This is a genomic window from Bradyrhizobium sp. CFUWI (assembly GCF_056429085.1).
Map to the genome: position 1 here is coordinate 348509 of NZ_JBWJZE010000004.1, position 12174 is coordinate 360682.

Genomic DNA, 12174 nt, shown 5'->3' on the forward strand with positions numbered 1-12174 from the left:
CGTAGATAAACCTGGAGGCGTGAGTATTACCTCTCAATTCTCATAATGGAATACCTGACTAAGACCAATTCGCGATCGGCGTTGAGGAGTTGGCCATGTTCGTACGCACGACCGATCCGCTCCCCCGCCCTAGTTCGCTCCGCGCCCTGGGAATGAGCAGCGGTTCAGATCCAATTGTCCGCCTCAACGAGATTACATACAAAAAGGGCAAAGAGATCTATGGCGAGAAGGAGCCTGCTGAATACGTCTACCAGGTCAAGACCGGTGCCGTGCGAAGTTATAAGTTGCTGTCGGACGGCCGGCGCCAGATCGGTGCATTTCACCTCGCCGGAGACATTTTCGGGCTTGAGAACGGCACGACGCACCGTTTCACCACGGAGGCCGTCGTCGATACGACAGTACTCCTGATCAAACGGCAGAGCCTGGAGACGGTCGCCGAAAGCGACGCCATGGTTGCCAAGAACCTTCTCGGCATGACCACGACCAACCTCCAGCATGCGGAAGATCACATGCTGCTGCTGGGACGCAAGACGTCGCTGGAGCGGGTCGCCGCTTTCCTGATTGAGATGGACAAGCGGCTAACCGCCGCAGGCGTGCTGGCGCTGCCAATGTCGCGGCGCGATATTGCCGACTATCTTGGCCTGACGCTGGAGACGGTGTCGCGAGCCATCTCGCATCTGCACGAACTCGGAGTGCTCGGCTTCGTTGGGAACACGCAGCGCCAGATCATATTGCTCGACCGTCATCAGCTCGCGAGCCTTGATCTACAACCCTGAACGCTTCAAAACCTATTGGGTAACGCGCGACGCTCCATCAAGAATGGTGCGCGCGATCTCCGATGCGCCGGTGATGATAATCTGGACACCGATGCAAAGCAGCAGAAATGCCGACAGCTTGGTCACGACGCTCGTGCCCTCCTCGCCGAACAGGCGAGCCATTGCGCTCGATTTCCGGTAGGCATGGTAGATCGCAGCGGTCACGGTGAGCGCGACAACCATGGAGACGATGGACGATGCGAACATGGCATCGAGGCTGTCGGACCGGCTTATCCCAATTGCGATCGCCGTCGCAATTGTCCCCGGGCCGGTCGTGAGCGGGATCGTCAGCGGAAAAAAGGCCATCCGTTTCATTGTTGCGAGATCCGCCGACGAAGCCACGGGAGGCTCCGCTGCGCCCGGCATGGCGTGGAGCATGGACCAACCGGTCGCCGCCACGACGAGGCCGCCGGCGATTCGGAGCGCCGGGATGGTTACGCCGAAAAAGTTGAGAATCTGGCTGCCGAGAAACAGCGATACCAGCAGGACCAGGAAGGCATAAGAGGCAACCCGCAAGGCAAGCTTCGCGCGCTCCTTCTCCGAGAGCCCCTTCGTTCTGTCGAAAAAGATGAAGGCCAGCCCATACGGATTGATGATTGCAAACAGCGCCCCAAAGCCGAACAGGAAGTCGGCAACCCATCGCGATGCTGCGAGTTCAGGCATGGGGGCCCGGGTCGTCTGTTGCGCCGCGGCCGAGCATGGGTGCATCGGGTTGGCGAGAGCCCGAAGCAGGCATGTCAATCAGTCCGACGTGATCGAGTGTCTTGCGCAGGACCTCGAACAAGATTGCCGCCGACCACCCAAACAGCAGGACGCCGTTCATGGCGGTCAATGGACCCATCAGCCGCCATTCGGGCACCGGCGTGATGTCGCCGTAGCCGAGCGTGGTATAGTTGACGAAGGCAAAATAGAGCAGATCGCTGCCGGGTGCGGCGGCCCGGACGAGGCCGTACGTCCAAGCCCACACCAGGATTTCGACCGTGTGCGCAACCTTCAACACCGCAGCCGTCGCGATCATCACGCCCATCAGGTGCAGCCTGGGTCTCTCGGTTCGCCGCAGCCCTGCGCCGCGGGCAATTCCAACCGCAACGATCGTGACAAGCGCGTGAAGGCCGATATTGACCACGCTTACCGAGCCACCGACCAGCAACTGCAACAACATAAGGATCGACCAGGCTTCAAACGTGCATAGCGGGCTTGCCCACGGTTCTTGCCTGATCGGTCATCGCTCGCGCGTGGCTCTGCAAGGCTCGGGCTGATGACCATTGTTCATGACAAGCCTCCTTCCAGAGCTGGGTGATTACGCGCGAAGTCCTCCAAACCAGGCACCGAAATAGCCGGCATACAGAGCCGGCACTTCAACATTCATCGAGTGCCCGACACCGGGCACAACCACGAGCCGGCAGTCCGGCATCGCCTCGGCCATGACGCGGAGATCGGCCGGAGGAATCCAGCCGTCCCGCTCGCCCCACAGGACCAGGTGCGGATGTCGAATTTCCGCCATGCGCCGCTCCAGTTCGCGGCTTGCTTTCTCCTTGGTCAGATTGACCGGCGTACCGATCCAGACTCCCTCCGAGACGCCGAAGGTCTGCTCGATGATCCGCTCGAAGAGCGCCTGACACTCCCCAAGGCCCGCGCGAAAGCGAGGAATTGCGTTGGCGGCCATGCTTTCCGGAACGAACAGCGAGGACGCCGCCGTGGCCATGACGGTCCGCGTCAGCTCCTTGCTTGCCATCATGGCGCGGAAGACGCCAATCTGGTCGTCGCTGAATAACATGCCCAGCGGCGTTACAGGATCGAGCGCGAAGACGCGGCCGAACCGCTGCGGCTGCATCAGCAGCATCCGCGCGGCGATGATGCCACCGGTCGAATGGGTTGCCAGGTGACAATACCGAATGTCGAGCGCATCAAGCGCCGCCAGCATGTCCTCAGCGTGCTGCTGCATCGCGTAGTTGGAATAGTCAGTCGTAGGCGTTGGCCGATCGCTGTCGCCGCAGCCGCGCCAATCGATCCCCACGACGCGGAGATCAAGGGGAAACAGCGGTGCGGCGAGCTCGATCCAGTCTTTGCTGGCGAGATTGCCGTGGACGAAGACGACGGTGACATCGCCTTCTCCCCACTCCCGCCAGCCCAGCTGGACCTCGCCCGCCCGCACTCTCGGCATCGGTCTATCCTATTTGTTCAAGCCGGCCGTCGGCGCGGCGCCTGGCGGCGTCGGCGCCACCGGCAGGGCCGAGACCACGGCTCCCTTGATCATGCGGTCGGTGCCGAGGGGGGACGAGGTGTCCACGGTGCCTTTGGTGACGAAATCCACCACGTCGGCAGAATATTCGACCGGATTGTCCGTGTGGATGAAATGACCTGTCTCCGGATAGACCTTCAGCATCGGTCGGTTGCCCGCATTGGTCATGCGGGTCATGAACGGCGTGATGACGTCGCGTCCGAGGTCCGTCAGCCCGTTAAAGGCGGGCGTCGGGATGAACGGCTCCTTGTCGCCGAAGGCCAGGAAAATCGGCGCCTTGATCTGTGTTAGCCGCTCGTAGAGATTCTTCGGATCATCCTGCTGGAGCTCGGCCCCGATCGTGTAGACGTCGAAGATGAAGACGTTGCACCACTGCTCGAGCTCCTTCGGGTTGCCCTTGGTCAACCCGACGCGCTGCTCGGTGTGGAAGCGGGCATATTCGCTGTCGCCGAAGAAGTAGCCGCTCTTGGCCGCGGACACGGCGTTCGTGTCGGGGTCGCGCTTCTTGAAGTAGAAGAAGTCGCGGATGTTCTGCTCGTTCCGCGCCTTCTCGGCGGCCAGGATCCCGGTCTGGTCCCAGGCCTGCTTCCACTTCTCGAAGTCACGGCCGAAGGCGTCGTCGAACAGGCGCGCCTTCTTGTCCTTGGCGATGGTGATGTCGCGCGGATATTCCTCAAGGCCGGACGGCGCTTCCAGGGCGAGCCCCTGCACCGCATCCGGCCACGTCAAGGCGTAGCCCATGACGAACTGGCCCCCGAGCGAATGGCCGAGGTAGTAGGCCTTCTTGACGCCGAGCTGGTTGACCACGAGGTCGTAGATGACCTCGCGCATATCCTGCATGGTGCGTGCCGGGCTCTTGTCGAGATTGCCGGGTCCGGACATGCCGTAATGCGGCAGATCGGGCACGATGACGCGAACTCCGTTGCGCAGGGCATACCGCATGACGTTGCCGTAATGCCCGCCGAAGGCACCCTTGCCATGGATGATGACAAGCGTCTTCGGGTCCCTGTCGGTCCCCGCATATTCGTCCATGTAGCCGATCTGCCAGGTGGTGCCGTTCTTGTCCTTCGCGTTGGCGTATTTCACCGGATAGGGATAGGTCACGAAGTCCTTCCAGAAGGACTTGCTCGGGTCGATCTTCTCGGCCACTCCAGGCACGCGATAGTTCTTGTCGACGAACTTTTGTGCACGATCGAGCGCTGCGACGTCGTCCATGAAGGCGACGAATTTCGGATCGTTCTTGCGCTGGTTGATGATCGGGAAGACGCCGTAATGGGCGACCGGGCTTTCCTGCGCGATAAGGTCCGCGCCGGGCACGCGATCGACAGCCTTCTCGGCCAGCTTGAAGTTTAGCCAGAGATCGTTGGTGATGTGCATCACCAGCGTCCGCGCCTGGATGCGGCCGAGATAAGGATTGACGTTGTGCGTCTCGCCAACCCGGTTGCGCCAGACGAGATCGACCGCGTCGTAGAGCTTGGCACGATTGGTGACGTTCAAGCCGGCCTTCTCGTTCGGCGAGTCCCAATAGAAAATTTCGGGCTGGACGGCAGCCCAGTTCTGGCTCGTGCGGTAGGCGAAGTCATACCCCGTCATGCCGAGAATTGACCAGCCGAACGCCACGCCGGGGACCGGATGCTTCTCCTTGGGCAGCTTGTAATAATCGCCCTTGCTCGCCTGCCACACCGGATCGGATTCGATCGCCGCCGTCATCATCTGGAACGTCCAGTTGCCGACGGGGTCGTCGCCGTCCGACTGCGTGGTGCCGCCGATAGGCATCAGCGCGTTGATGTATTCCGGATGCATGACGCCCCAGACATAGGTCTGCGTGCCACCCATGGACACGCCGGTCACCAGCGCGACGCGCGCAACCTTCAGCTCGTCGCGCAGCAGGCGGTAGTTGGCCTGCACCATGTCGTAATAGCTGTACTGCGGGAACTTGATGCCGAGGCCGTCGGACGGCTTGCTTGCGCCCCACGTACCCAGCGGATCGACCATGATCACGTAATAGCGGTCGGTATCGATCGGCCGGCCCGGGCCAATGATCGGCACGCCGCCCGAGAGCGGTGCGCCCTTGACCCACTGCTCGTACATGTCGGTGGAGTCGCCCGAATAATAGGAGTTGATGACGATCGCATTGGTGATCTCGCCGGCGGCGTTGCGGCGTGCATTGCCGATCGCGATGTAGCCGGTCCGCAGCTTACCGCCGCCGAGCGATTCCAGCGTGACGCCGCCTTCACCGCCGCTCTCCCATTTGGACGGATTGGTGAGATCGTACTTTCCCCCGAGGCGGAAGTTGGAGATCTCGTAGGACTTCTTCAAACCATCGTGCTGCATCTGCGACGAGCGCCGCGTGAAGGGCTGGGCAACGGCTAGGGCCGTGCCGACCAGCAGCAAAACGAGGGTGACGAGGCAATGCCTCAGAGCGCCTCTCCCGGACATGACGTATCCCTCCCGATGATGTTTCTTGCGAAAACGCTAGGTGGGGCGACATGGGGAGGCTTGATCTAACTCAATGGAATCCTCTTCCGAGGATCGAGGATAGCGCGACAGAATATCTGGCTGGTCGTCCCAATGCCTTTCCTCGATCATGGCTCATATCGGATACGCTATGAGCTGGAAGGGCCGGCCGGCGCGCCCACCTACGTCCTCGTCAACGGCCTGACCCAGTATGCCGAGTTGTGGGCCGCCTACCGCGATGCACTCGTGGCCCGACATTTTCGCGTTGCGACATTCGACCTGCTGGGGCAAGGCGGATCCGACAAGCCTGCCCTCTTCATCAACCAGGATGACCAGGTTACGGCACTTCGTCTCCTTATCGACGAACTGGGCGACGGACCGGTCTTCCTCAGTGGCATCAGCTTCGGCGGCCTGATCGCGCTGCGCTATGCCATCGCGCATGGCAAGCGTCTGTCCGGCCTGGTGCCCATGAGCTGCTTTGCGGAACTCTCGCCGCAATTGCTGCTGATCGGCAATGCTTTGCGCACCGGACTGATTCTCGGCGGCACCGGCTATCTCCAGGATCTGCTGCTGCCCATGAACCTGTCCGACCAATGGTTGACGCCGCTCCTGGACAAGCTCGACAGCGTCAAGCGGCAGGGCTGGCTCGTCAACGACGTCTACGCGCTTCAGAACCTGATGGAATCTTTCCTCGACTTTCAGCCACTGACGCCGCAGCTCTCGTCGATCTACGTCCCGACCATGATCCTCAACGGCGAGTTCGACTTCCTGACGCCGCGGCCTCTGCATGAAACGCTCAGGGTTGAAATTCCGGACAGCGCATTGGTGATCATTCCGAAGGCGTATCATGCGTTTACGCTTGAAAGAGGCGCACTCACGGCCGACCTGCTGGCACGCTTCGCCGAGAACGTGCTGGCCGGGCACTGGCAGGGCAACAAGGCAGTCTGGATCGCCCCGGAAGACCCGGGCGGCGAGCTTACGCCGTTCCCGGCCGGCTACGATCATCTGCGCGCGATCCCCGTTCAGAGGACGGCGACATGAGCGGATTTTTCGGCCCGCTCGATTCCGAGGGCCGCGTGCCGGCGAACCAGCAGACGCGCGTCGCGGCCTTCCTGATCTCGGCCCATGGGGCGCTGGCGCGCCAGTTCGCATTCACTCTGCCCTTGAAGCTCGACACCGCCTGGCAGACTGAACTGAACGCACAGCTCTACCGTGAGGCCGAGATCGTCTCGCTTCTGATGCGCGCGACGGCATGGGTGCCTGATCTTGCCCTGGGTTATATGGTTGCATCCTGGGAGACCGCCTGGCTTCCCGCACCGATCGACGGCGTTGCAGACCGTTCTCTTGCAGGCGCGATCCACCTCGCGACGCTCGCGCACGCGATTCATGCCGGCATCCGGCCGGCGGCTCTTTTGCCAGTGAACGCCAAGGCCGACGACCCCTTCGTCATGGCGCTGCGCCGCATCGAATTCGAGAGCGGCCGGCTGCTGCAGGGCCAAATCTTGTTCCTGAAAGGTCCCGAGCTGGTGCCCTTGCGCGATGCCGTGAGCGCGGCGCTCGAAAAGCGCCACGCCGCCGTGCGCAAGCTCTGGCGGGAAGCGCTGGAAAGCGTCGGTATCACGTTCACGAATGATGCGGAGCGTTGACGCAGATCAAAGGACCGAAGCAACCGCCGACCAACATTCCCGCACCGCCGCCTTCGACACGCCCCGACCGGAGTTTCAATCATGAAGGCCGTCTCCATCGAAGAAGCCGTTGCCATGATCCCATCGGGCGCGACCGTCATGGTGGGCGGGTTCATGGGCGTCGGAACGCCGGAGCGACTGCTCGACGAGATGGTCCGGCAGCATAAGACCGGGCTGTCCCTGATTTCCAACGACGCAGCGACGCCAGGTAAAGGTGTCGGCAAGCTGTTCGAGGCTTCGCTGGTCTCCCGATTGACCGCGACCCATATCGGCCTAAATCCGAAAGCGCAGCAGCAGATGCTGACGAACCAGATCGCCGTCGATCTCGTGCCGCAAGGAACCTTCGTCGAACGCATTCGCGCCGGCGGATGCGGCCTGGGTGGCATCCTGACACCGACGGGCGTCGGCACCCTGGTTGCAGAGGGCAAGCGCCAGATCGAGGTCGACGGCAAGCCGTTCCTGCTCGAGACCGCATTGCGAGCCCAGTTCGCGCTGGTGCACGCCTTTCTCGCGGATTACCTTGGCAACCTCGCCTATGCGCTGACGTCGCGCAACTTCAACCCGATCATGGCGATGGCCGCCGACACCGTGATCGTGACGGCGGAGCACATTGTGCCCGTCGGCGTCATCGCACCCGACCACGTCGTGACGCCTGCACCGCTCGTCGACTACCTCATTGCGAACGGGTGACATCATGGATCCGCAGATCGTCATCGCCCGCCGCGTCGCCAAGGAGCTGAAGAGCGGCGACCTCGTCAATCTCGGCATCGGCATTCCGACGCTGGTTGCGAACTACGTGCCCGCCGAGTTGAAGGTGTTCTTTCAGTCGGAGAACGGCCTCATCGGCACCGGTCCGATTCCGGAGCAAGGCATGGCGCATCCGACACTGACCGATGCCGGCGGCCGCCCGATCAGCGCACTGCCGGGGGCTTCGGTGTTCGACAGCGCGATGTCGTTCGGGTTGATCCGCGGCGGCCACGTCGACGTTACCGTGCTCGGCGGGCTTCAGGTCGACGCACACGGCCATCTCGCCAATTGGATGATTCCCGGCAAGATGGTGCCGGGCATGGGCGGCGCGATGGACCTCGTCACTGGCGCCAAGCGGGTGATCGTCGCCATGCAGCACGCCGCCAAGGGCAAATCGAAGATCGTCAAGCAATGCAATCTGCCCCTGACGTCAGCACGGCAGGTCGACCTGGTCGTGACCGACATGGCCGTGATCGGTTTCCCCGAGGGCAGGGCCACCCTGCTGGAGACCGCGCCCGGCGTCAGCGTCGGCGAGGTCCTGGCGGTAACGGAGGCCGAGCTCGTCGTACCCGACAACGTTGCGGAAATGAAGCTCTGACGAGGCCACGATCATGCGGATATTCGGCGACTTCAACGAGATCAAATCGGCCGTCGGCACTGAGATCGGAGCCAGCGACTGGGTTGAGGTGACGCAGGACCGGATCAACCAGTTCGCGCAAGCGACCTGCGACGAACAGTGGATCCACGTCGACCAGGAGCGCGCGGCCAAGGAGATGCCCGGCGGCAAGACCATCGCCCACGGCCTGCTCTCGCTGGCGCTCGCGCCGCTCTTCATCCGCTCGGTCATCGGTCTGAAGGGGCTGCGCAACACGCTCAACTACGGCGCGGACCGGATCAGATATCTCGCGCCGGTGCCGGCGGGGTCAAAGCTGCGTGGCCGCGTCACCGTGGCGGAGACCGAGGACGTGCCGCCGGACGGCTTGCGTGTGAACTACCATCTCGTGATCGAGATCGAGGGCGGCAAGAAGCCCGCTTGCGTCGCCGAGCTGATCGCCCTGCACTATCGCTAGCAAAAAAAGGCGAAAACAACCCCATGCACAGTAGGCTGGGGCTTGAAGTCATTACGTTTTGTCGGTCGGCGACAGTCAGCCAGAAAGACGGTTGCTCCGTCGGGCAAAACACCGACATAGGTGGCATGATCAGTCCCTCGTCTCCGAGACTGCCGGACGCGACAGCAACAAGTCCGCGCTCCGCGCCTCAATCGATGATGTGATAGCCGCCGTCGACGTAGAGCACGCCGCCGGTGATCAGCTTGGCGCCGTCGAGTGCGAGGAACGCCGTGGCATTACCGACATCTTCGATGCTGACGAGGCTGCGGGTCGGCGCGGTGGACTGTGCCTTGTCCATCAGATCGTCAAACTCGGGGATTCCCGACGCGGCACGCGTGGCGAGCGGCCCCGGGGAGATCGCGTGGACACGGATGCCCTTCGGACCAAGCTCGGCTGCGATGTAGCGGACGGCGGCTTCAAGAGCGGCCTTGGCTACGCCCATCACGTTGTAGTTCTTCACGACCATCTGGCTGCCGTAATAGGTCATGGTGAACATCGTTCCGCCATTCTTCATGAGTGGCTCGGCAAGATGTGCCATCCGCATGAACGACCAGCATGAGACGTCCATTGTCTTGAGGAAGCCGTCGCGGCCGACGTCGACGACACGGCCGTGCAATGCTTCCTTCGGCGAGAAGGCGATCGAGTGCAGCAGGAAATCGAGTTGCCCCCATTCCTTCTCGATGCGCTCGAATACCGCCTCAGTCTGCCCCTCGACCATCACGTCCATCGGCATGAAGATCGGAGCCTCCAGCGCCTGCGCCAAGGGCTCGACGTGCTTTTTGGCCCGATCGTTCAGATAAGTCACCGCGACCTCGGCGCCGAGAGCGCGGAACGCCCTGGCGCATCCCCACGCGATCGACTGATCATTGGCGATACCGACGACGAGGCCCTTCTTGCCCTTGAGGGCAACCTTGCTGTCCGGGAAAACGGGAATCATGACACCCTCTTGGTTCTGGAATCGTGCGATTTGCCGTTCATCAGGAGCGCCAGCGTGTGCTGCGCAATCATCAATTCCTCGTCCGTCGGCACGACGTAGACGGGAATGGCACTGTCGGGACGCGATATCAGTCGGGCGTGACGCGCATTCTCGGCTGCATCGAGCGTAACGCCGAACCAGCCGAGGTGCTCCACAACGCGCGCGCGGATGCCGGCGGAGTTCTCGCCAATGCCGGCGGTGAAAACGAAGGCATCCAGGCCCTGCAGGGCGGCGGCGAGCATGCCGGCATTGAGCCCGATCCGATAGACGAAACAATCGATCGCCAGTTTTGCGTTGAAGCTGTCGCTGGCTTCGAGCTCGCGCATGTCGTTGCTGATGCCGGACAAGCCTTTCAACCCGCAATCGCGATAGAGAAAATCCTGGACCTTCGCGGCGGACAGCCCCTTCTCCGACATCAGGTAAAGCACGACGCCGGGATCGAGCTGGCCGGGCCGCGTCCCCATCGGAAGCCCATCCAGCGCGGTGAATCCCATGGTGCTTTCGACACTCTGTCCGCCCTTGATGGCACACATCGATGCGCCGCTGCCGAGATGGGCGACAATGATCCGCCTGGTCGCGATCTCAGGGGCAATCTGGGGCAGCGTTTTCGAGATATATTCGTAGGAAAGCCCGTGGAAACCGTACCGCCGCACGCCTTCCGAATGAAGCTGATGCGGGATCGCGTAATGGTCCGCGACCGCGCTATGCGTGCGATGAAACGCCGTATCGAAGCAGGCGACCTGGGGCAGCTTCGGAAAGTTGACGAGGATCGAGCGGACTGGAGCCAGATTATGCGGCTGATGCAGCGGTGCCAGCGGGACCAGGCGATCGAGACGTGCCACCACGCCATGATCGATCAACACCGGCCGGTCGAACTCCGCGCCGCCGTGCACGACGCGATGCCCGACTGCAAGCGGATTGACCTGCATCTCGTTCCGCAGCCAATCGCCCGCGACCTCCATCGCGGCCGGAACGTTTGCCACCGCCTCGATCGGATAGCAGCGGTCGGCCCGCGAATCGCCGTTTGCACCACTGGCCCGCAGGCGCGGCCGGGTGCCGATGCCATCCATCTGGCCTTTGATCTGACGGCGAAGAGTGCCTTCGCCCTCGACCGAATAGACCTGGAACTTCACACTCGATGAGCCGGCGTTGACGACAAGGATCGTATCCATGGCGATCACGCGGCAATCGTTGGCGTTTTCAGTCGTCTCGCGTTGGCGTAAAGCGCGGCGACCGCGCAGGAGGCCATTCGTGCACGTGGCGAGTCGGCGCGCGAGGTCAGAACAACCGGCACCCGGGCGCCGAGCACGATACCCGCACCATCCGCCTTGGCAAAATAGGCGAGGTTCTTCGCCAGCATGTTGCCGGCCTCGAGATCGGGGACAACCAGGATCTGGGCCCTCCCCGCAACGTCCGACTTGATGCCCTTGATGCGCGCCGCCTCCGGATCGATCGCATTGTCGAAGGCCAGCGGACCGTCGAGCAGTCCGCCGGTAATCTGGCCGCGATCGGCCATCTTGCAGAGCGCCGCAGCCTCGATGGTCGACGGAATCTTGGAAGTGACGGTCTCGACGGCGGAGAGGATGGCAATCCGAGGCAGCTTTCCGAAGCCGGTCTGCGTGTAGAGGTCGATTGCGTTCTGGATGATATCGCGCTTGGCATCGAGATCCGGGAAGATGTTGATGGCCGCGTCCGTCACGAAGATGGTCTCGGCATAGGCTGGCACGTCCATGACGAACACATGGCTGATGCGCCGATCGGTGCGCAGGCCGCCGACCTTCGCCGTGACGGCGCGCATCAACTCGTCGGTGTGCAGGCTGCCTTTCATCAGCAATTCGCCTCTGGCGGCATGAATGAGTTCGACGCCCTTCGCTGCCGCGGCGTCGCTGTGCGCGGCATCGACGATCTCGTATCCGGAGATATCGACGCTGAACCTCGCGGCCGTCTCCCTGATCTTGCTAGCGGGCCCGACCAGCACCGGCGCGATGATCCCAGCCTGGGCGCTCTCGACCGCGCCGCGGAGCGAGGTCTCGTCGCACGGATGCACCACGATGGTCGGGGCGGGCGATGTCGCCCTGGCTGCCGCGATCAGCCGATCATATTTGCTAGGAGACTGTGCCGGTCTCGTATCGGCTGACATGAT

General features: G+C 62.5%; 13 protein-coding genes. 6 read left to right on the top strand and 7 right to left on the bottom strand.

Annotation, left to right across the window (positions count from 1 at the left end; all coding sequences use genetic code 11):
* Window positions 1-95: 95 nt before the first annotated feature.
* Complete coding sequence (locus AC066S_RS12050; RefSeq protein ID WP_126259962.1) at window positions 96-776, top strand: helix-turn-helix domain-containing protein; 681 nt, start codon at window positions 96-98, stop codon at window positions 774-776.
* A 12-nt stretch (window positions 777-788) separates the two neighbouring features.
* Here AC066S_RS12050 and AC066S_RS12055 read toward each other — a convergent pair whose 3' ends face one another.
* The 4 genes from AC066S_RS12055 to AC066S_RS12070 form a co-directional block, all read right to left on the bottom strand.
* Window positions 789-1478 carry a MarC family protein gene (locus tag AC066S_RS12055; RefSeq protein ID WP_135170433.1) on the bottom strand — a complete coding sequence of 230 codons (690 nt, stop codon included), beginning with the start codon at window positions 1476-1478 and terminating at the stop codon, window positions 789-791.
* A complete protein-coding gene (locus AC066S_RS12060; RefSeq protein ID WP_126259966.1) occupies window positions 1471-1977 on the bottom strand; it encodes a potassium channel family protein in 507 nt (168 codons plus the stop codon). Before AC066S_RS12060 ends, AC066S_RS12055 begins: the two co-directional genes overlap by 8 nt.
* Before the next feature lie 138 nt (window positions 1978-2115).
* Entirely contained in the window at window positions 2116-2979 is an 864-nt protein-coding gene (locus AC066S_RS12065) for an alpha/beta fold hydrolase (protein ID WP_478269757.1), read from the bottom strand.
* Between the two features lie 9 nt (window positions 2980-2988).
* A complete protein-coding gene (locus AC066S_RS12070) occupies window positions 2989-5496 on the bottom strand; it encodes an alpha/beta hydrolase (protein ID WP_478269758.1) in 2508 nt (835 codons plus the stop codon).
* A gap of 132 nt (window positions 5497-5628) precedes the next feature.
* Between AC066S_RS12070 and AC066S_RS12075 the strand changes: the two genes are divergently transcribed.
* The 5 genes from AC066S_RS12075 (at window position 5629) to AC066S_RS12095 (ending at window position 9016) form a co-directional block, all read left to right on the top strand.
* Entirely contained in the window at window positions 5629-6555 is a 927-nt protein-coding gene (locus tag AC066S_RS12075) for an alpha/beta fold hydrolase (protein ID WP_478269759.1), read from the top strand.
* Window positions 6552-7160: a hypothetical protein gene (locus AC066S_RS12080; protein ID WP_478269760.1), complete on the top strand. Its 609-nt coding sequence runs from the start codon at window positions 6552-6554 to the stop codon at window positions 7158-7160. The genes AC066S_RS12075 and AC066S_RS12080 overlap by 4 nt, the downstream gene beginning before the upstream one ends.
* Before the next feature lie 81 nt (window positions 7161-7241).
* The gene (locus AC066S_RS12085) at window positions 7242-7889 is read left to right on the top strand and encodes a CoA transferase subunit A (RefSeq protein ID WP_126259976.1); all 648 of its coding nucleotides are present in this window, start codon (window positions 7242-7244) and stop codon (window positions 7887-7889) included.
* A gap of 4 nt (window positions 7890-7893) precedes the next feature.
* On the top strand, window positions 7894-8544 hold the full coding sequence (locus AC066S_RS12090) for a 3-oxoacid CoA-transferase subunit B (protein ID WP_135170427.1): 651 nt from the start codon (window positions 7894-7896) through the stop codon (window positions 8542-8544).
* A gap of 13 nt (window positions 8545-8557) precedes the next feature.
* On the top strand, window positions 8558-9016 hold the full coding sequence (locus AC066S_RS12095; protein WP_126259980.1) for a MaoC family dehydratase: 459 nt from the start codon (window positions 8558-8560) through the stop codon (window positions 9014-9016).
* Between the two features lie 187 nt (window positions 9017-9203).
* Here the strand turns inward: AC066S_RS12095 and fabI are convergent, their stop codons facing one another.
* From fabI to AC066S_RS12110, 3 genes are read right to left on the bottom strand one after another with little or no spacing between them, the layout of a single operon-like run.
* Window positions 9204-9992, bottom strand: a complete 789-nt coding sequence (gene fabI / locus AC066S_RS12100) for an enoyl-ACP reductase FabI (protein ID WP_126259982.1) — start codon at window positions 9990-9992, stop codon at window positions 9204-9206.
* On the bottom strand, window positions 9989-11203 hold the full coding sequence (locus AC066S_RS12105) for an acetate/propionate family kinase (protein ID WP_135170426.1): 1215 nt from the start codon (window positions 11201-11203) through the stop codon (window positions 9989-9991). The genes fabI and AC066S_RS12105 overlap by 4 nt, the downstream gene beginning before the upstream one ends.
* 5 nt (window positions 11204-11208) lie before the next feature.
* Window positions 11209-12171: a phosphate acetyltransferase gene (locus AC066S_RS12110; protein ID WP_126259986.1), complete on the bottom strand. Its 963-nt coding sequence runs from the start codon at window positions 12169-12171 to the stop codon at window positions 11209-11211.
* Between the last annotated feature and the right edge of the window lie 3 nt (window positions 12172-12174).